Origin of the sequence: Bradyrhizobium sp. ISRA464 (assembly GCF_029910095.1) — a bacterium.
In the GTDB taxonomy this organism is placed as follows: Bacteria; Pseudomonadota; Alphaproteobacteria; order Rhizobiales; family Xanthobacteraceae; genus Bradyrhizobium.
Window position 1 is genome coordinate 8,067,104 of the sequence record NZ_CP094526.1, and the last position, 19,599, is coordinate 8,086,702.

12 protein-coding genes and 5 pseudogenes are annotated in these 19,599 nt (G+C 64.1%); 9 read left to right on the plus strand and 8 right to left on the minus strand.

The genetic code is table 11. The features are described 5' to 3' along the window. Nucleotides 1-7 precede the first annotated feature (7 nt). Nucleotides 8-661, plus strand: coding sequence for a DNA-3-methyladenine glycosylase 2 family protein (locus MTX19_RS37365; RefSeq protein WP_280981632.1), 654 nt, complete (start codon nt 8-10; stop codon nt 659-661). An 8-nt stretch (nt 662-669) separates the two neighbouring features. Here the strand turns inward: MTX19_RS37365 and MTX19_RS37370 are convergent, their stop codons facing one another. After that, complete coding sequence (locus MTX19_RS37370) at nt 670-1,557, minus strand: LysR family transcriptional regulator (RefSeq protein ID WP_280975336.1); 888 nt, start codon at nt 1,555-1,557, stop codon at nt 670-672. Between the two features lie 182 nt (nt 1,558-1,739). Between MTX19_RS37370 and MTX19_RS37375 the strand changes: the two genes are divergently transcribed. The 3 genes and pseudogenes from MTX19_RS37375 to MTX19_RS37385 all read left to right on the plus strand — a co-directional run. Further along, nucleotides 1,740-2,711, plus strand: coding sequence for a nitronate monooxygenase family protein (locus tag MTX19_RS37375; RefSeq protein WP_280981634.1), 972 nt, complete (start codon nt 1,740-1,742; stop codon nt 2,709-2,711). Nucleotides 2,712-2,729: 18 nt separating this feature from the next. Beyond that, nucleotides 2,730-4,268, plus strand: a pseudogene (locus MTX19_RS37380) (acyl-CoA synthetase); the annotation flags it as partial. Nucleotides 4,269-4,363: 95 nt separating this feature from the next. Continuing rightward, nucleotides 4,364-4,798: pseudogene (locus MTX19_RS37385) on the plus strand (DUF2855 family protein); the annotation flags it as partial. Nucleotides 4,799-4,804: 6 nt separating this feature from the next. Here MTX19_RS37385 and MTX19_RS37390 read toward each other — a convergent pair. Then, nucleotides 4,805-4,960 carry a hypothetical protein gene (locus MTX19_RS37390; protein WP_280978692.1) on the minus strand — a complete coding sequence of 52 codons (156 nt, stop codon included), beginning with the start codon at nt 4,958-4,960 and terminating at the stop codon, nt 4,805-4,807. Beyond that, entirely contained in the window at nt 4,957-6,180 is a 1,224-nt protein-coding gene (locus MTX19_RS37395; RefSeq protein ID WP_280985451.1) for an IS701 family transposase, read from the minus strand. Before MTX19_RS37395 ends, MTX19_RS37390 begins: the two co-directional genes overlap by 4 nt. A gap of 166 nt (nt 6,181-6,346) precedes the next feature. Here MTX19_RS37395 and MTX19_RS37400 point away from each other — a divergent pair. Beyond that, a pseudogene (locus tag MTX19_RS37400) lies at nt 6,347-7,062 on the plus strand (IS5 family transposase). Nucleotides 7,063-7,081: 19 nt separating this feature from the next. Here the strand turns inward: MTX19_RS37400 and MTX19_RS37405 are convergent. Beyond that, nucleotides 7,082-7,237 carry a hypothetical protein gene (locus MTX19_RS37405; RefSeq protein WP_280978692.1) on the minus strand — a complete coding sequence of 52 codons (156 nt, stop codon included), beginning with the start codon at nt 7,235-7,237 and terminating at the stop codon, nt 7,082-7,084. Beyond that, a pseudogene (locus MTX19_RS37410) lies at nt 7,234-8,456 on the minus strand (IS701 family transposase). Before MTX19_RS37410 ends, MTX19_RS37405 begins: the two are co-directional and overlap by 4 nt. 48 nt (nt 8,457-8,504) lie before the next feature. Here MTX19_RS37410 and MTX19_RS37415 point away from each other — a divergent pair. The 3 genes and pseudogenes from MTX19_RS37415 to MTX19_RS37425 form a co-directional block, all read left to right on the plus strand. After that, nucleotides 8,505-9,155: pseudogene (locus tag MTX19_RS37415) on the plus strand (DUF2855 family protein); the annotation flags it as partial. A gap of 97 nt (nt 9,156-9,252) precedes the next feature. After that, complete coding sequence (locus MTX19_RS37420) at nt 9,253-11,040, plus strand: NAD(P)/FAD-dependent oxidoreductase (RefSeq protein WP_280981636.1); 1,788 nt, start codon at nt 9,253-9,255, stop codon at nt 11,038-11,040. A 120-nt stretch (nt 11,041-11,160) separates the two neighbouring features. After that, nucleotides 11,161-12,132 carry a peptidyl-alpha-hydroxyglycine alpha-amidating lyase family protein gene (locus tag MTX19_RS37425; RefSeq protein WP_280981637.1) on the plus strand — a complete coding sequence of 324 codons (972 nt, stop codon included), beginning with the start codon at nt 11,161-11,163 and terminating at the stop codon, nt 12,130-12,132. A 24-nt stretch (nt 12,133-12,156) separates the two neighbouring features. Here MTX19_RS37425 and MTX19_RS37430 read toward each other — a convergent pair whose 3' ends face one another. After that, nucleotides 12,157-13,920 carry a chloride channel protein gene (locus MTX19_RS37430; protein ID WP_280981638.1) on the minus strand — a complete coding sequence of 588 codons (1,764 nt, stop codon included), beginning with the start codon at nt 13,918-13,920 and terminating at the stop codon, nt 12,157-12,159. A gap of 193 nt (nt 13,921-14,113) precedes the next feature. Between MTX19_RS37430 and MTX19_RS37435 the strand changes: the two genes are divergently transcribed. Beyond that, nucleotides 14,114-14,671 (plus strand): HNH endonuclease, encoded by a 558-nt coding sequence (locus MTX19_RS37435; protein ID WP_280981639.1) that lies wholly within the window; start codon nt 14,114-14,116, stop codon nt 14,669-14,671. A 152-nt stretch (nt 14,672-14,823) separates the two neighbouring features. Here MTX19_RS37435 and MTX19_RS37440 read toward each other — a convergent pair whose 3' ends face one another. Together MTX19_RS37440 and MTX19_RS37445 are read right to left on the minus strand one after the other, a co-directional pair. Then, a complete protein-coding gene (locus tag MTX19_RS37440; RefSeq protein ID WP_280985744.1) occupies nt 14,824-16,059 on the minus strand; it encodes an efflux RND transporter periplasmic adaptor subunit in 1,236 nt (411 codons plus the stop codon). Beyond that, nucleotides 16,056-19,247, minus strand: coding sequence for an efflux RND transporter permease subunit (locus MTX19_RS37445; RefSeq protein WP_280981642.1), 3,192 nt, complete (start codon nt 19,245-19,247; stop codon nt 16,056-16,058). The genes MTX19_RS37440 and MTX19_RS37445 overlap by 4 nt, the downstream gene beginning before the upstream one ends. Nucleotides 19,248-19,599: the final 352 nt, after the last annotated feature.

Genomic DNA, 19,599 nt, shown 5'->3' on the forward strand with positions numbered 1-19,599 from the left:
TCCCACGATGCTGATCCATCTCGAAACCCAGGCCGACCTCGACGACGCGGTTCACAAGCTGGTCGATCAAGACCGCCGTCTGAGACCGATCCTCGAATTGACGGGCATGCCGGCGATCCGCAAGCGCGAGCCGGGCTTTGCCGGGCTTGCCGCGATCATCTGCGGCCAGCAGCTATCGACCGCGAGTGCCGCGGCGATCTGGGGGCGGGTCAGCGGGGCGTTCGATCCGTTCCATCATGATGCGATCCGAAAAGCCCGCGCCGACCGGCTTGGCCGGCTTGGCCTGTCCGCCGCCAAGATCAAGACGCTGAAACACATCGCGCGCGAGCTCGCCGAGGAGCGGCTGAACCTCGAAGTGCTCGCCAATGAGGAGGCGGACGCCGCCCACAACACGCTGACCGCGCTGCCCGGCATCGGGCCGTGGACCGCCGACATCTATCTCCTGTTCTGCCTCGGCCATGGCGACGCCTGGCCCGCGGGCGACCTCGCCGTGCAGGAAGCGGTCAAGATCGGCCTCGGGCTGAAGGACCGGCCGACGCCGAAGCAGATGGCGCCGCTCGCCGAACCGTGGCGCCCGCTGCGCGGCGCCGCCGCGCATTTGTGGTGGGCCTATTATCGCGTGCTCAGGAAACGCGAGGGCGTCATCGCGGGCGCGAAGTAGAAGACGACCTACCCGCGCAGCCTCACGCGGTCCTCGCGCGCGCAGTCGGTGACGAAGGCGATCACGGCCCGCACCGCCGGCAACTCGACGAGATCGGGGTGGGCCAGCAGCCAGAGATCGGAGACGCTGCTGAGCTTTTGCGGCGCCACCCGCACCAGCTCGGGATAGTCGGCCGCCACCAGGCAGGACAGTGCTGAGATCCCGAGCCCGGCCCGCACCGCGGCGAGCATGTCGCCTTGCGAGGAGCAGCGCATCACCATTGTGCCCTGCCCCGTGATGAGATCGCTCCAGCGTGCCAGATGCGCATTCGAGGCCTGGTCGGCAAAGCCGATCACATGGTGGCCCTTCCACTCTTCCCGCCGCTCCGGGAGCTTGCGCCCTGCCGCATAGTCGCGCGAGGCATAGAAGCCGGTGCCGAGCCGGCCGATCTTGCGCCCGATCAGGTTCTCCTCCCCCGCATCGACCGGACGCAGCACGACGTCGGCCTCGCGGCGGCGGACGCTCGCCGGAAACGGATGGGTGATGATCTCGAGCTGGACATTGGCATGGTCGCGCAGGAACGGGCCGAGACGCGGCATCAGCCAGTGCGCGGCGAGCGTCGCACCGATCGATAGCTTCACGACGCCGCGGGCCTGCTCGCCGGTGGCCGACGCCGCCGCCTCCGCACGCAGGGCTGCGGCCGCCATCGCCTCGGCGTGCTCGCGGAACTTGCGGCCCTGCGACGTCAGCGACAGGCCGTCGTTGGACCGGGCAAACAGGCGGGTGCCGAGCTGCTTCTCCAGCGCCGCGACGTTGCGGCCGATGGTCGGGTGGCTGATGCGCAGGCGGCGCGCCGCGCCGGCGAGGCTCCGCGTCTCCGCCACCGCGATGAAGGTCTTGCAAAGCTCCCAGTCCATGGCGCTCCCTGCAGCGACGCGCGTTCATTCCTGATGGAATGGTCGTTCAATATTGAACGTCAGCCCGCGATCGTCCAGCCTTATATTGCCGGCAAAAGAGAGCTACCGCTCCAGCCATCACAACAAGCACGCGATCCGCCCGGCGGCCGGCCGGCTGGCATCCGCATGGAGGACCCCGAAAGATGCCGCTGCCCGCTTCGCTCGCCAACAAGCTCGAACTGCCGGTCGTCGGCTCGCCGCTGTTCATCGTATCGGGGCCCGAGCTCGTGATCGCGCAATGCAAGGCCGGCATCGTCGGCTCGTTCCCGGCGCTGAACGCCCGCCCCGCCGAGAAGCTCGACGAGTGGCTGACGCAGATCGAGAACGAGCTCGGCGAGTACCAGGCGCTGCATCCGGAGAAGAAGGTCGCGCCCTACGCGGTCAACCAGATCTGCCACGCCTCCAACGACCGGCTGATGCGCGACATGGAAACCTGCGTGAAGCACAAGGTGCCCGTGATCATCACCTCGCTGCGCCCGCCGTCCGAGATCGTCGAGGCCGCGCATTCCTACGGCGGCGTGGTGTTCCACGACGTCATCAATGTGAAGCACGCGCGCAAGGCCGCCGAGCAGGGCGTCGACGGACTGATCCTGGTCTGCGCCGGCGCAGGCGGGCATGCCGGCACGCTGTCGCCGTTCGCGCTGGTGCGCGAGGTCAAGCAATGGTTCAAGGGCACGATCCTGCTGTCGGGCGCAATCTCCGATGGCTGGAGCATTGCATCCGCGCTCGCGCTCGGCGCCGACCTCGCCTATATCGGCACCAGCTTCATCGCGACCGAGGAGGCCAATGCCGATGTCAGATACAAGCAGGCGCTGACCGAATATGCCGCGCACGACGTCGTCTATTCGAACCTGTTCACCGGCGTGCACGGCAACTATCTCGGACCGTCGATCGCGGCGGCGGGGCTCGATCCCGCCAATCTGCCGGTCGCCGACAAGTCCAAGATGAATTTCGGCTCCGGCGGCAACATGAAGGCCAAGGCCTGGCGCGACATCTGGGGCTCCGGCCAGGGCATCGGCCAGATCATCGACACCCCGCCGGTCGCCGAGCTGGTGGCGCGGCTCAAGTCCGAGTTCGCCGCGGCGCGCAGCGATTTCCTGCGCGCCAGTGCCTGACGTCTCGCCAAGCGCCAAGAGAAACGCGACATGATCATCAGCGGCGACAGACAGATCAGCTACGCCGACATTCACGCCCGCATCGCGCGGGCGGCCAGCGGCTTCCGGGCGCTCGGCGTGCGCGAGGGCAAGCCTGTCGGCATGATGCTGCGCAACGATTTCGCACTGTTCGAGGTGGTGGCCGCCTCGGCCGCGCTCGGCAGTCCGGTGGTGCCGATCAACTGGCATCTGAAGGCCGAGGAGGTCGCCTATATCCTCTCCGACAGCGGCGCCGACACGCTGGTCTGTCACGCCGACCTGTTGCCGCAGATCAGGGATGGCCTGCCGGCCGGGCTCAAGCTGCTGGTCGTGGCAACGCCGCCGGAGATCGCCGACGCCTATGGCGTGACGCCGGCGCTTGCAGAGGTGCCTGATGGCATGACCAACTGGGACAATTGGCGCGACACGCATCAGCCCTTGACCGACGCCCCGATCGGTGCCGCACCGATGTTCTACACGTCGGGCACCACGGGCCTGCCGAAGGGCGTGCGGCGCAAGCCGATGCGGCCCGAGCAGCAGGCGGCCGCTGCGCGGGTCGGCGCGATCAGCTACGGCATCAAGCCGAACGAGGATCAGGTGATCCTGATGAACGGGCCGATGTATCACTCGGCGCCGCACTCCTACGGCATGCTCGCCTTCCGCAACGGCTGCACCATCGTGCTTGAGCCGCGCTTCGATCCCGAGGACCTGCTACAACTGACCGAGCGCCACCGCGTCACCCATATGCACATGGTGCCGACCATGTTCGTGCGGCTGTTGCGCCTGCCTGAGGAAACCCGGCGCCGCTACGATGTGTCGTCGCTGCGCTTCATCGTCCACGGCGCCGCGCCCTGCCCGGCGGAGGTCAAGCGCGCGATGATCGACTGGTGGGGGCCGGTGGTGAACGAATATTTCGGCTCGACCGAGACCGGCATCCCGGTCTGGCATTCGGCGGCGGAAGCGCTGGCAAAGCCCGGCACCGTGGGGCGCGCCATCGAGGGCGGCATCGTGAAGATCTTCCGCCCCGACGGCTCGCTGTGCGACGTTGGCGAGCCCGGCGAAATCTTCATGCGCCAGATGGCGACGTCGGATTTCGATTACCACGGCAACGCCAAGGCGCGCGCCGAAGCCGACCGCGACGGCCTGATCAGCGTGGGCGACGTCGGCTATCTCGACGCGGACGGCTATTTGTTCCTGTGCGACCGCAAGCGCGACATGGTGATCTCGGGCGGCGTCAACATCTATCCCGCCGAGATCGAGAATGCGCTGATCGGCATGGACGGCGTGCGCGACTGCGCGGTGTTCGGTGTTCCCGACTCCGAATATGGCGAGCGGCTGTTCGCCTGCATCGAGCCGGAAGCGGGAGCCACGCTGTCGGTTTCCGCCGTGCAGGATTTCCTGCGCGGCAAGCTCGCCAATTTCAAGGTGCCGCGGGACATCCAGTTCATGGACGCGCTGCCGCGCGAAGCCACCGGCAAGATCTTCAAGCGCAAGCTGCGCGATCTCCACCGCGACGGGCAGCTCCACGCCGCACGCTGACAGTGAAGCGAACAGCGTTTCAAACTTTGTTGCTGTTGCAAAAGTATCATCGCTCGACGCAATGATGAGGACGCATCCGGAGCCGGGAGCGCCCCATGAAATCCAGCGACTTCATCGTCATCCGCGACGATTTGCAGCATTGCAAGGTGATCGAGACACAACTGCCTGATCCCGCGGCGCTGCCCCCCGACGCGCTGCTGGTGAAGGTCACGCGCTTCGCATTCACCGCCAACAACATCACTTACGCAGCGGTCGGCGAGGAACTGAAGTACTGGCAATTGTTCCCGGCACCGGAGGGCTATGGCAACATCCCGGTCTGGGGGTTCGGCGAGGTGATCGCCTCGCAACACCCGAATGTCGCGGCCGGCGAAACGCTGTTCGGCTATTTCCCGATGGCGACCCATCTCGTCATCGAGGCCGCCGACGTCAGCAAGCGCGGCCTGCGCGATGCCGCCGCGCACCGGCAGGGCGTGGCGCCGGTCTACAACGCCTATGCCCGCGTCAGCGGCGATCCCGCCTATGCCGGCCGCCTAGCATTACAGTTGTAATTTTTGCTTGAGATGCGCTTTGCGCGCGTTGGCTTGATGAGCCCTGCGCCAGGATGACCATGCGAGGATGTGGGCATGCGGGATGCGCCGCTGGGCGAGCTTCATGGCGATGCGGCGGATTTCCTGGATCGACCAGCGGATCAAGAACGATGCTTCGGTCGGGGCCGCGGTCGCGTTTTTTTAAGCAATGCTCCGGTGTTGGCCCGATGACGGATGACGGCCATCGTGGCGAAGGCAAGCATGACCAGTGAGACATGGCGATGCCAGCCATGCCAGGAGCGGGTTTCGTTGTGATCAAGACCGAGCTCGTTCTTGGCGGTTTCGAAGCTGTCTTCGATGGCCCAGCGATGGCCTTCCACGGATACCAGCTTCTGCATGGACGTGCCCTTGGGGCACCATGTGGAGAAGAAGGCTAAGCTGTTGTCGGCAATATTGCGGCGGATCAGAAGACCTCGGGTCCATTCCCCGGCAAGGTCGTCGTTGTATTCGCCGGCGTCGAGATCGGCCAGCTCAAGATAGGCCCAGTCGTGCCAGCGCGGACCTTTGGTTCCTTCGCCGGACGGCAGGCGGCGCCAGGCCTTCTTGGGAAGGCTCTGCGCGATCGTAGAGGCAGTGCCGGCGACAGGCTGCTGCTTGCCCCAGGAATAGAACACGTGATTGGAAGCAACCCCCAGAACATAGCCTTTGCCCGCCTTGCGCAGCAGGGTTTCGATCGCTCCCGTGCCATACACGCTGTCCGCTGCTACGAACGAGAACGGCACCTTTGCGGCGATCGCGCGAGCGATCATTTGATGCGCGATCCGGGGCTTCGTCGCAAAGCTCACATCGCTCGGGACATGTGCGGCCTTCAGGCGAGCGGGTTCGTCCGTCCATTCCTTTGGCAGGTAGAGCGCCCGATCGATGAAGGCATGGCCATGCCGCGACACATAGGAGGCAAACACTCCGATCTGGCAATTGGTGATCTTGCCCGCCGAGCCAGTGTACTGGCGCGCGACCCCACACGAGGCCTTGCCCTGTTTCAAAAAGCCGGTCTCATCGATGACCAGAACCGCGTCCTCGTCACCCAGCGTTTCCAGCGCGTACTCACGTACAATATCGCGCAGCGCGTCGGCATCCCACTGCCCCCGACCCAGAATCGCCTGCTGGCGCCACGGGCCTGGATCGCCAGCCGCTTCCGCCCGCATCCAACCCGTCTTGCGCGGCTCGTTGCCCAACAGTCCGTCGAGAAATTGCCCCGCCGAGGCCGCGACCCGCTCTTGCGTAAACAGCGGACGGATGCGTTGCTTGGCATCTCGCAACGACGAAGCCCACAGCGTCAGCGTATCCTCAACCGACGCGCCACCAATCATCAGATCCCGAATCATGGTCGCCCATAGATTCAGAACCTTCAGGAAGATGCAACTGTAATGCTAGGCAGTGTGGACTCTAAGGATTCCCTTTTGAGAGCAAATCAGATTCAAGGCTGCTTTTGGGGAGGCAGTCTTGGGTGTGATGGATCGTTTGGTGTTGAGCGACGCGGCCTGGGAGCGCATGGCGCCGCTGATCATCGGCCGGCCCGACCAGAAGGGCTCGACCGGGCGAGACAACCGGATGTTCGTGGAAGGTGTGCTTTGGATCGTGCGGACCGGCTCTCCCTGGCGTGATCTTCCGGAGGTGTTCGGGGACTGGAACAGCGTGTTCCGGCGCTTCAGCCGATGGAGCACCAAGGGTGTTTGGTGGCGGATCTTCGAGGCGATGTCCGACGACCCAGACTTCGAATATCTAATCGTCGATTCCACCATCGTCCGGGCGCATCAGCACGCCGCTGGGGCGAAAAAAGGGGGCCTGAAGATCAGGCGCTTGGCCGCTCGCGCGGCGGCCTGAGCACGAAGATCCATATGGCCGTTCGCGGTCTTGGATGTCCTGTCCGGTTCACGCTCACCGCAGGCCAGAAGGGCGATGCACCGCAAGCCGCCGCATTGATCGAGGGACTGCCCGCCGAGGTCGTCATCGCCGACACAGCCTATGACGCCGACCATTTGCGCCAAGACATCGCCGCCAAAAAGGCGCTCGCCGTGATCCCCAACAACCCGTCACGCGCGCTCAAATATCCGCTCGACAAGCATCTCTATGCCCAGCGCCATCTCGTGGAATGCTGCTTCTCCAAACTCAAGCAGTTCCGTCGCGTCGCTACCCGCTTCGAAAAAACCGCCCGAAATTACCGAGCCGTCGTCACTCTCGCTGCCATCGTCCTATGGATGCGATAAGTGTCCACACCGCCTAGCATTACAGTTGTAATTTTTGCTTGAGATGCGCTTTGCGCGCGTTGGCTTGATGAGCCCTGCGCCAGGATGACCATGCGAGGATGTGGGCATGCGGGATGCGCCGCTGGGCGAGCTTCATGGCGATGCGGCGGATTTCCTGGATCGACCAGCGGATCAAGAACGATGCTTCGGTCGGGGCCGCGGTCGCGTTTTTTTAAGCAATGCTCCGGTGTTGGCCCGATGACGGATGACGGCCATCGTGGCGAAGGCAAGCATGACCAGTGAGACATGGCGATGCCAGCCATGCCAGGAGCGGGTTTCGTTGTGATCAAGACCGAGCTCGTTCTTGGCGGTTTCGAAGCTGTCTTCGATGGCCCAGCGATGGCCTTCCACGGATACCAGCTTCTGCATGGACGTGCCCTTGGGGCACCATGTGGAGAAGAAGGCTAAGCTGTTGTCGGCAATATTGCGGCGGATCAGAAGACCTCGGGTCCATTCCCCGGCAAGGTCGTCGTTGTATTCGCCGGCGTCGAGATCGGCCAGCTCAAGATAGGCCCAGTCGTGCCAGCGCGGACCTTTGGTTCCTTCGCCGGACGGCAGGCGGCGCCAGGCCTTCTTGGGAAGGCTCTGCGCGATCGTAGAGGCAGTGCCGGCGACAGGCTGCTGCTTGCCCCAGGAATAGAACACGTGATTGGAAGCAACCCCCAGAACAAGCCTTTGCCCGCCTTGCGCAGCAGGGTTTCGATCGCTCCCGTGCCATACACGCTGTCCGCTGCTACGAACGAGAACGGCACCTTTGCGGCGATCGCGCGAGCGATCATTTGATGCGCGATCCGGGGCTTCGTCGCAAAGCTCACATCGCTCGGGACATGTGCGGCCTTCAGGCGAGCGGGTTCGTCCGTCCATTCCTTTGGCAGGTAGAGCGCCCGATCGATGAAGGCATGGCCATGCCGCGACACATAGGAGGCAAACACTCCGATCTGGCAATTGGTGATCTTGCCCGCCGAGCCAGTGTACTGGCGCGCGACCCCACACGAGGCCTTGCCCTGTTTCAAAAAGCCGGTCTCATCGATGACCAGAACCGCGTCCTCGTCACCCAGCGTTTCCAGCGCGTACTCACGTACAATATCGCGCAGCGCGTCGGCATCCCACTGCCCCCGACCCAGAATCGCCTGCTGGCGCCACGGGCCTGGATCGCCAGCCGCTTCCGCCCGCATCCAACCCGTCTTGCGCGGCTCGTTGCCCAACAGTCCGTCGAGAAATTGCCCCGCCGAGGCCGCGACCCGCTCTTGCGTAAACAGCGGACGGATGCGTTGCTTGGCATCTCGCAACGACGAAGCCCACAGCGTCAGCGTATCCTCAACCGACGCGCCACCAATCATCAGATCCCGAATCATGGTCGCCCATAGATTCAGAACCTTCAGGAAGATGCAACTGTAATGCTAGGCGACTACCAGGCGCTGCTGCGGCCATTGTTCATGCTGTCGTTCCTGGTCGATGACTTCCTGGCCGAGAACGCGTTCTACGGCGCGCGCAGCGTCATCCTGTCGTCGGCCTCGAGCAAGACGGCATTCGGTCTCGCCCACCTCCTGCACACGCAGCGCCCGGGCCTTCGCGTGATCGGACTGACTTCGCCGGGCAATGTCGATTTCGTTGCCTCGCTCGGCTGCTACGACGAGATCGTCACCTACGACCACGTCACCGCGATGCCGTCGGAGCCTGTCGCCTATGTCGACATGGCCGGCAGCAGCGCGCTGCGCGAGACGCTGCATCGGCACTTCGGCGTGCAGATGGTCTATTCCGGCCGGGTCGGGCTGACCCATCGCGCCAGCCATCCGGACGGACCCGCCCTGCCCGGCGCCAAGCCGGTCTGGTTCTTCGCCCCCGACCAGATCCGCAAGCGCGCTAAGGAATGGGGACCGGGCGGCATCGAGCAGCGGTTCGGCGCGGCCTGGGCTGGGCTGGTGCCGCGGCTGCCGGAGTGGCTCGAGGTGATAGAGCGGCGCGGACCGGCCGCGGTGCGAGAGGCGTATCTCGATACCCTGCAAGGCCGCGTTCCGCCGAAGCAAGGTCTAATCCTGTCGCTGGCCGAATAGGCGGCATCCCGTCACGCGCGTTCCGCAAGGCGGCGAAATGGGTATAGGCTTTGGCTAAGTGAATGCCGCCCAGACGGCCGATGACGAGAAACGCCCGATGCTCGACAAGACGGACGACATTTCGGTTTCCGCCGACAATTGGCTTGTGCAGTTCGAGGACGCGCTGGCAAGCCCCGACGATGTGCTGCTGAAGCCACTGTTCCATCCCGACAGCTACTGGCGCGACGTGCTGGCGCTGAGCTGGAACATCCAGACCGTCAATCGCGCATTTGCGATCCTCGAGGAACTGCCCGCGCATGCGCGGCGCAGCGCGCCATACAACTTCCGCATCGACGCCGGTCGTGCGGCGCCGCGGCGGGTGATGCGCGCCGGCACGCAGGCGATCGAGGCGATCTTCAAGTTCGAGACGTCCGTTGGCCGTGGCCACGGCATCGTGCGGCTGGTTCCCGATGCTGCCGACGACAACCGGCTGAAGGCCTGGACGCTGCTCACCGCGCTTGAGGAGTTCAAGGGCTTTGAGGAGCAGCAGGGCCACACGCGGCCGCGCGGGCAGGCCTATTCCCGCGACTTCCGCGGACCCAACTGGCTCGACCAGCGCAAGACGTCCGCCGAATATGCCGACCGCGATCCTGATGTGCTGGTGGTCGGCGGCGGACAGGCGGGGCTCGCGATCGCGGCACGGCTCAAACAGCTCGGCGTCGACACGCTGATCGTCGACCGCGAGGCGCGTATCGGCGACAATTGGCGCAAGCGCTATCACGCGCTGACCCTGCACAACCAGGTGCAAGTCAATCACCTGCCCTATATGCCGTTCCCGCCGAACTGGCCGGTCTATATTCCGAAGGACAAGCTCGCCAACTGGTTCGAAGCTTACGTCGACGCCATGGAGCTAAACTTCTGGACCGGCACCGAATTCGCGGGCGGCAGCTATGACGACGCAAAGGGACGCTGGAACATCGAACTGCGCCGCACGGACGGCACGACGCGCAGAATGCAACCGCGCCATGTCGTGATGGCGACCGGCGTCAGCGGCATTCCGAACTTGCCCGAAATTCCCGCACTGAAGAACTTTGCCGGCAAGGTCATGCATTCCAGCCGCTATGAGGACGGCGAGGACTGGCATGGCAAGCACGCGCTCGTGATCGGCACCGGCAACAGCGGCCACGACATCGCGCAGGATTTGCATTCGTCCGGCGCCGAGGTCACGCTGGTGCAGCGCTCCTCGACCCTGATCACCAATATCGAGCCGTCGGCGCAGCTCGCTTATGCCGCCTACAACGAGGGCACGCTCGAGGACAACGATTTGATCGCGACCTCGATGCCGCTCGTGCTCGCCAGGCGCAGCCACGTGCTGATGACCGAACGGTCGAAGGAGCTCGACAAGCCGCTGCTCGACCGCCTCGCCCGTGTCGGATTCAAGCTCGATTTCGGCGACGGCGGCACCGGCTGGCAGTTCAAATACCTCACCCGCGGCGGCGGCTATTACTTCAATGTCGGCTGCTCCGATCTCGTCGCGAGCGGCGCGATCAGGCTCAAACAGTTTACCGACATCGAGACCTTCGTGCCCGAGGGCGCGCGGCTGAAGAGTGGCGAGACGGTTGCGGCCGACCTCATCGTGCTCGCGACCGGTTACCGGCCGCAGGAAGAGCTGGTGAAAAAACTGTTCGGCGAGGCGATGGCCGCGAAGGTCGGCCCGATCTGGGGCTTCGGCGACGGCCAGGAGCTCCGCAACATGTACACCCGCACGCCGCAGCCCGGGCTGTGGTTCATCGCCGGCAGCCTCGCGCAATGCCGCATCAACTCGCAATACCTCGCGCTGCAGATCAAGGCGATCGAGGCCGGCCTGTTGCCGCGCGACGTCGGGCCGCGCGCCGAGTTTCCCTAAACCCGCGACCGGTTCGGGAGGGTCGCGCAACGACGAACAATGGTGCGCACTTGCGCACCTGAGAATCTCGAGGTTCCGGGTTCGCTTCGCGCCCGGAACAAGGCCCCAGGGAGAAACGATATGACTGCCATCCTCGGCACCGGCGAGCATCGCTACCGCGCGGTGGAGAATTTCGCGAAGCTGCCCGACGGCTGGAGCTTGACCGACGTCGCGTCCGTCGCGGTCGACAGCAAGGACCGCATCTATGTCTTCAACCGCGGCGCCCATCCGATGGTGGTGCTCGACCGCGAGGGCAACTTCATCCGAAGTTGGGGCGAAGGCGTGTTCTCGCGCGCCCACGGCCTGCATATCGACGCCGCCGACAATCTCTATTGCACCGATGATGGCGACCACACTGTGCGCAAGTGCTCTGTTGACGGCAAGGTGCTGCTGACGATCGGCATCCCGAACAAGCCCGCGCCGTTCATGAGCGGCGAGCCGTTCCACCGTTGCACCCATACGGCCCTCTCGCCGAAGGGCGAGATCTATGTCTCGGACGGCTACGGCAACGCCTGCGTCCACAAATACACGCCGGACGGCAGGCTGATCAAAACCTGGGGCGAGCCCGGCACCGATCCCGGCCAGTTCAACATCGTGCACAACATCGCGACCGACGCCGACGGTTGGGTCTATGTCGCCGACCGCGAGAACCACCGCGTGCAGGTGTTCGACGGCAACGGCAAATACGAGACGCAGTGGAACAATCTGCACCGGCCCTGCGCGCTCTGCTGCTGTGGGAGCGGCAAGCGGCCGAACTTCGTCATCGGCGAGCTCGGCCCCGGCATGGCCGTCAACCGCAAGGTGCCCAATCTCGGCCCGCGGCTGTCGATCGTCGACGCCAAGGGCAACCGCATCGCCCGCCTAGGCGGCGAGCACGGTCCAGGCGTGGAGAGTGGAAAATTCCTGGCGCCGCACGGCATCGCGCTCGATTCACGAGGCGACATCTATGTCGGCGAGGTCGGCGTCACCGACTGGAAGACCAGCTTTCCGGATACCGAGATGCCGGCGGCGGTGCGCGTGACGCGCTGCTTGCAGAAGCTGGAGAAGGTTTGAGCGCAATCGTCCCGCGCTGCTCCGTCAAACCTCGCCGATCACCTCGCGCCGGCGCTGCTCCGATTCTTCCGCATAACGCCGCATCGCATGCGCCTCGGTGAGCAGGCCGATCGGCCGGCGGTCGCCGTCGCCCTCGACCACGGCAAGCGACTCCGCCTCGGCGGCATCGAACACCGCGATCGCTTCCTGGATGTTCATCACCGGATGCAGCACCACATCCGCGTAGCGCAGGATGGACGCAAGCCCCTTGTCGGCCGCTATATCGGGCGCATGAGCGTCCGCGACCAGGGCCAATCCCGCGTAACACCCCTGACCATCGACCGCGACGACCTGCGTCTTCGAGCCCGGCGGGAATTTCTCGCGGAACAGCTTGATCGGCATCGCGGCATCCACCGTCGCCATGTCCTGCCGCATCATCTTGCCGACGGTGAGATCGCGGATCCAGCCGACATCGGCGGCGCTGCGAATGGTCTCGCCGCGCAGATGCAGCCGCCAGGTCGCGAATGAATAGCCGAACAGTTCGCGCGTGATCATGGTCGAGATGATGACCGCGGCCAGCACCGCGGCGGAGAGCCACAGATTGCCGGTCGATTCCAGCGCGATGAACGACATCGTCAGCGGACCGCCGATCACCGAGGCCGACAACGCGCTCATGCCGATCACCGCATAGGCGTTGGGATCAAGGCTCAGTCCCGGCCACACGACGTCGACGCCGGCGGCGAACAGGCGGCCGCCCAGCGCGCCCATGAACAGCGTGGCGAAGAACAATCCGCCGCGGAAGCCGGTGCCGAGCGAGACGATGGAAGCCAGGGCCTTCAGCACGAAGATGCCGGCGATGACGGCGAGCGGCATCGCCACGATGCCCGCGACATGCAGCGCGCCGTGGCCGGACGACATCACCTGCGGCGTCACCAGCGCCATCGCGCCGACGACAAGCCCGCCCAGCGCCGGCCGCAGCGGCGACCAAAGCCGGATCTTCGTGAGCAGCCTCTCGCACAGCGTTACCCCGCGCATGATCGCAATGCCGGTCAGGGCTGCGATGATGCCGAGCAGCGTGGCGATCGCGATATCGCGCCCGAGCAGATCGCCGACGGTGCCGACGCCAACGCCGAGTGGCAGCAGCGCGAAGGCATGGGCGACGAAATAGCCGGTGACCGCGGCCACGCCGACCGGGGTCAGGCTGGCCGGCGTATAGCCGCCGATCACAAGTTCGAAAGCATAGAAGGCCCCCGCCAGCGGCGCGCCGAACGCGCCGGCGATCGCCGCCGCCGCGCCGCATCCGACCATGATTCGCTGGTCGTTGCGGCGGAGGTGGAAGCCGCGGCCGAGCGAGGCGGCCAGGCCGCTGGCGAGCTGGGTGTAGCCCGCCTCGAGCCCGACCGAGGCGCCGACACCGCTCGACCAGATCGTCTGCAGCGCCACGATCACGCTGCCGCGGAACGACATCCGCCCGCCATAGAGCGCGTTGGCCTCGATCGGGTCGATCTCGCGCGCCGGGCGGACCCGGAGCAGCAGGAGAAACGCGATGCCCAGCAACAGTCCGCCGACCCCTGGAACCACGATCGCCCGCAGCGGATCGATGCTCGGCTGGCTCGACAGCCGCTCACCCCACGGCAAATTGAACAGCACGGCATGCAGCATTGTGACCAGTCCGCTCATGGTCGCCACCACGAGCCCACCCACGGCCCCGATCAGCGCGGCCAGCACCACCAGGCTTGTTTCGTGCGCGCGCACGAATGCGCGCAGCCGGCGCGGCGCCTCTATATAGCTGGACGTCGTGGTCGTCATCGGCAGGATCCGTCGTGGCCCACAAAGGCCTCCTGGCTCCCTTTAGCGGGCCTGACGGGCCGGATGCAATCGGGGCAGGAACATGGCAAGCGCAGGGCGGATAAGCCGAGCAACGCTCTTCACAATCCCGTCACGCTGCCTGTAGTATGTGAGTGCATGCTGCTTCGCAGCTAATGGGAGTCAGGAGCGTTATTTGAACGCACATGTCTCGCAAGGCGGATGGCCGGTCCTGGTGCTGAACGCGGACTTCCGGCCGCTGAGTTACTACCCGCTGTCGCTCTGGTCCTGGCAGGACGCGATCAAGGCGGTGTTCCTCGATCGTGTCAACATCGTCGAGTATTACGACAGGGCGGTACGAAGTCCTTCCTTCGAAATCCAGCTGCCGAGCGTCGTATCCCTCAAGTCCTTCGTTAAGCCGAGCACCCACCCCGCCTTCACCCGCTTCAACGTCTTCCTCCGCGACCGCTTCGTCTGCCAATACTGTCTCTCGGCCGACGACCTCACCTTCGATCACATCATTCCGCGCAGCAAGGGTGGCCAGACCACCTGGGAGAACGTCGTCGCCGCCTGCTCGCCCTGCAATCTGCGCAAGGGGAATTTGACGCCGCAGCAGGCCAAGATGTTTCCGAAGCAGACGCCCTACGCCCCGACGGTGCACCAACTCCACCGCAACGGCCGGCTGTTTCCGCCGAACTACCTGCACGAAAGCTGGCTCGACTATCTCTACTGGGATACGGAGCTCGATCCGTAGTGCTTGGATCAAGGCTTCGGATCGACGACGAGGCTATTGTCGCTCACCTCATGAATGCGTCAAACATTCCGTAAGACGGTCACGGTTTCCTTGCAGGCGGCATGGGCATGCCGCGAACGGCATGCGCGAAGACGCCCTGGCGGCTTTCTCCACTATTGCGCAGCGGCAGTCTCGCCATTTGCATCGCCGTCCTTGATCGGCATGCCATCGGCAATGTCAATTGGCGGGTTCAGTATGACCCGTTCGCCCGCATTGAGACCCTGCTTGACCTCGACCTCAGCCCCATTGTCCGCTTCAAGCTCGATGTGGCGCACATGTGCGCGACCGCCTGCGGCAACCGCAATGCTGAGGCCCCGCTCATCGAAGATCACCGCTTCAGCCGGCACGATGATCGCGGGCCGCCTGCGGGGAACACTGAACCGGACCGTGCAGTAAAGGCCGGGATGAAGCGTGCCGTCAGCGTTGTCGATGTCGACTTCCGTCAACAGGGTCCGTGTACCGGCCTGCAGAGCGTTGGCATTGCGGGAGATCGTTCCCCGGAACGTCCGCCCCGGAATCTCCGGGACGATGACGTCGGCTTCTGCACCGTCCTTGATCGCGAGCGCGGCGTCCTGTGGTACGTAAGACTGGACCCGCAGAGTATTGGTGCGCGCGATCGAAAACAATGGCGAGCCGGTTGCAGTATCCGCAGTCACCAGGCTGCCGACATCGACCTGACGGGAGGTGATGATGCCGTCGAAGGGCGCGGTCACGCGCTCGAAGCCCGTGAGTTGCTCAAGCCGCGAGACTTGCGCCTGTTGGGCGGTGAGATTGGCTGTGGCGACGCGGACTGCCGCCGACTGCGCCGCGAACGACAGGCGGTCAGTATCTCCCTGCTGCTCTGATTGCCAGCCCTGCCCCACAAGGCGGGATGTCCGCTCATTGTTTGAACGTGCGAGTTGCTCGTTGGCGCGCGCCTGTTCCAGCGCGGCTTCGAGTTGGGTCATCTGCGCCCGCGCCTGAACCAGCTGCTGGTCAAGGTCAGGCGCTGCTATTGTCACCAGGAGATCGCCGGCGTGCACACGACTGCCGATGTCGACCCTGCGCTCTTTGATGTATCCCGTCGCCCGCGCAAACAGCGTGGCGCTTTCGAACGCCTCCGTCGTGCCCGTCAGACTGAACGTTCTCGGGTTGGTTGTCGCACTGATCGACCTGGTGCGCACCGTCGGGACCATGTTCTGCTCATGCTTCAATGTTTGCTGAGCCATCGCACTGGTTTGCCCGCGCTGCCAGGCACCGTAGCAGACGAGACCGACGATCAGCACAACCGCGGCCAACAGAGCGCCCCAGGTGACGCGGCGCCGCCGCCCGGATTGGGCGTTATCGGGCTGCCGTCCGGGCCCGCTCATTGCTGCTCCTCGCCTGCATTCCGCCCGCGCTGATGTATCGCCTGCACGTGCTCATAGCGCCCCAGCAGCGAGTAGAGATAGGGTACGATCAATAGCGTCGTGACGGTGCCCACCAGGACTCCTCCAATGACCGCGCGCGCGAGCACGGCGTTTTGCTCGTTGCCCGCGCTCCCCAGCGCCATCGGGACCATGCCAACCACCATGGCGGCAGCCGTCATCAACACGGGACGTAGTCTGGTCTTGCCTGCTTCGTGCGCCGCCTCTGCCGCCGCGACGCCCGCCTGGCGTCGCTCTCGTGCGAACGCGACGAGGAGAACGGAGTTTGCCGAGGCCACGCCCATCGCCATGATCGCGCCCATCAGCGAAGGCACACTCAACGGCGTTTCGGTCGCAAACAGCATGAGCACGATGCCGCAGCCCGCGCCGGGCAGCGCCAGGAGCACAGCGAGCGGATCGACAAAGCTCTGGAAGTTCACGACCATCAACAGGTAGACGAAGAGGACAGCGAACAGAAGTCCGGTCAAAAGATCCTTGAACGCCGAGTTCATGCTTTCGATTTGTCCGCGCACGGCGATGCGATTACCCGGCTTGAGCTTGCCTTGCAGATCGCTCACGATTGCCTGGATCTTCTTCGCCGTTGTGCCGAGATCGGAGTCCTGCACGCTGCCATAGACGTCGTAGACCGGTTGAACGTTCGAGTGATTGAAGACGGACTGCACCGACTGCCGCTTCATGCTTGCGATGTTTCCGAGCACGTTGGGGACCGGTGCCTGCGTGGCGGCTTGGCTTGTGATCGGCGTATTCTTGATGTCGTCGACGCTACCGATCCGGTATTGCGGTGTCTGAACCGCCAGATAGTAAGGAATTCCGGCCTTGGGATCGGTCCAGAAGTTCGGCGAAACCTGTTCCGACGAGCTCAGGCTGATATTGATATCGTTGGCGACGCTGTTGACAGTGAGCCCCAGCTCCTGCGCGCGGTAGCGGTCGATGTCATAATGCAGCTCGGGCGCATCGAGTTCCTGCTGGATGTGGACGTCCACAAGACCCGGCAGCGCGCTCAAGCGCTGCTTCAGCGTCTTGGCAAGCTCGCGGTTGCCGGCACGGTCCTGACCCTGCACTTCGACGTCGATCTGCGAAGGGATGCCGAAATTGAGGATCTGGGTGACCATGTCGGCCGGTTGAAAATAGAAGAGGACGTCAGGGAAAGCTTGGCGCAGGTCCTCGCGCAGGCTTCTGACATAGTCGGTGGTGGGGCGGTGGCCTTTATTGAGCGAGATCAGGATCTGGCCATCATTCACCCCGATAGTTGAACCATCGGTGAAGGCCAGGTTATAAAGTCGCTGCGGCAATCCGATATTATCGAGAACGAGGCCGAGATCCTGCGGCCTGATGTGCTCGCGGATCTTGTTCTCGACGGCCTGGAACGTCCGCTCGGTATCCTCGATGCGCGTTCGCGCAGGCGCGCGAACGTGCAGCTGGATCAATCCAGCATCGACGGGTGGGAAGAAATCGAGACCGACGAATGGGGCGAGCCCGATCGCTCCGCCGATGATGGCGACGGCGATGACCGGGACCAGGACCCGGCCGGCCAGGAGCCTGGCGAGCAGCCAGTCATAGAACTCACGGAAATGTTCGAAAGCGCGCGTGAAATTTCCGTGAAACCACGCCAGCAATCTCGCAGGGGCTGAATGGCTGGAATCCCCGGCGTGTTCGCCTCGCAGCAGGAAGCTGATGATGATCGGCGTGAGCGTGCGTGCTATCAGGTAGGACGCAAGCATCGCAAATGACACGGCAAGCGCCAGCGGCGTGAACAGAAATCGCGCAGGCCCCTGCAGGAAGAACAGCGACACGAATACCGAGCAGATGGCAAGCGTCGAGACGAGGGTTGGAAGGGCGATGCCGGCAGAGCCCTCAAGCACGGCCTGATCGAAATCCATGCGGCGCTCGAACAGCCGATGCGTATTCTCGATCGCCACCGTGGAATCATCGACGAGAATGCCGATGGCGAGCGCAAGGCCGCCGAGCGTCATGGTATTGATGGTCTGGCCCATGACTGCAAGCACGGCAAGCGAGGTGAGGATCGACAGCGGAATCGAGACCGTGACGATCAGCATCGAGCGCCACGATTCCAGAAAGAGCAAGATCATCAGCGCCGTCAGCGCTGTCGCGATCAGGCCCTCGCGAACCACACCGTCGATGGCCTCTGATACAAATGCGGACTGATCGAACAACGGCCGAATCTCCATCCCAGGCGGGGCTGCTTTCTGAATCTCCGGAAGTGCCGCCTTGACGCGGTTCACGACGTCGAGGGTAGAGGCGTCGCCGTTCTTGATGATCGTAAGCAGGATCGAGCGGCGGCCCTCGGCGCGCACGACGTTCTGCTGCACCGCCCAGCCGTCACGGACATGGGCGACATCCTTGAGCGCCACCGTCGTGTTGCCGACCTGACGAATCGGCACGCTGTTCAGCGCTTCGACGGTCGACGGCTGCGCGTTGATGCCGACGATATACTGCTTGTGCCCAATTTTGGCGTCGCCCGAAGGCAGCGTCAGGCTTTGCGCATTGACGGCATTGACCACGTCAGTCGGCGTCACACCTTTGGCGCGCAGGGCCTCCGGGTCTATATCAACCATGATCTGACGATACTTGCCGCCATACGGCGTGGGCAGCGTGATGCCCTGGATCGGCGCAAGAGCCTGCCGGATGCGATAGATGCCGTAGTCATAGAGTTGCTGCTCGTTGAGACGATCTGAGCTCAAGCTCAGTTGCAGCACCGGCACGCTGGACGCATTGTACTGCACCACGATCGGCGGCTGAATGCCTTGTGGCATGAGGTTGCGGATCGAGTTGCTCGCCGCGACGATCTGGCTCATCGCGAGGTCGACGTTGACATTGGGCTGAAAGTAGATCTTTTCGACGCTGATGCCGGACAGCGTCTGCGACTCGATGTTGCGTACGTTATTGACGCTCGAGCTGATTGAATATTCGCTATACGTTGTGACCCGCTGCTCCATCTCTTCCGGCGTGAGGCCGGTGTACTGCCAGATCAGCGTGATGACGGGGACATCGATGCGCGGAAAAATATCCTTGGGCGCGCTCAGGATCGCGCTCACGCCGAGCACCAGCATGGCCAGCGCCATGACATAGAACGTATGTCGATATTTCAGAGCAAAGCGTACGATCGCCATCAGAACATTCCGGTATCGCGGATGATCTGCGCCGGGCCTGGTTATTGCGATCCCATTTTGACGCGATGGTTCGGTAAAGCGAACGCATGCTGGTTCGTTCCGATGAAAGCGTGACGCACAAATACATCGCGTGATTTTGAAGCGATCTGACAGCTCGGCTGCAGACACCCAGAACTGACCGACAGGCGAACCCCTGCGGCGCCAGAAGTGACGATCACTCCCGGCCGACCACGCCGGATTTCGTCAGCACTTCTGCTGCATAACGACCGGCTTCCGCGAGAGCGCGATTGCGCAGCTTGCTGAATAGGTCGCTGGCCGCGTTCCGAAGCGACAAGCGGCCTGCCTTACGGGT

Excerpts from the sequence above, each read along its gene's own strand:
- MTX19_RS37365 (WP_280981632.1), top strand. The coding sequence starts at position 8 with ATGCTGATCCATCTCGAAACCCAGGCCGACCTCGACGACGCGGTTCAC.
- MTX19_RS37370 (WP_280975336.1), bottom strand. The coding sequence starts at position 1,557 with ATGGACTGGGAGCTTTGCAAGACCTTCATCGCGGTGGCGGAGACGCGG.
- MTX19_RS37375 (WP_280981634.1), top strand. The coding sequence starts at position 1,740 with ATGCCGCTGCCCGCTTCGCTCGCCAACAAGCTCGAACTGCCGGTCGTC.
- MTX19_RS37395 (WP_280985451.1), bottom strand. The coding sequence starts at position 6,180 with ATGATTCGGGATCTGATGATTGGTGGCGCGTCGGTTGAGGATACGCTG.
- MTX19_RS37420 (WP_280981636.1), top strand. The coding sequence starts at position 9,253 with ATGCTCGACAAGACGGACGACATTTCGGTTTCCGCCGACAATTGGCTT.
- MTX19_RS37425 (WP_280981637.1), top strand. The coding sequence starts at position 11,161 with ATGACTGCCATCCTCGGCACCGGCGAGCATCGCTACCGCGCGGTGGAG.
- MTX19_RS37430 (WP_280981638.1), bottom strand. The coding sequence starts at position 13,920 with ATGACGACCACGACGTCCAGCTATATAGAGGCGCCGCGCCGGCTGCGC.
- MTX19_RS37440 (WP_280985744.1), bottom strand. The coding sequence starts at position 16,059 with ATGAGCGGGCCCGGACGGCAGCCCGATAACGCCCAATCCGGGCGGCGG.
- MTX19_RS37445 (WP_280981642.1), bottom strand. The coding sequence starts at position 19,247 with ATGGCGATCGTACGCTTTGCTCTGAAATATCGACATACGTTCTATGTC.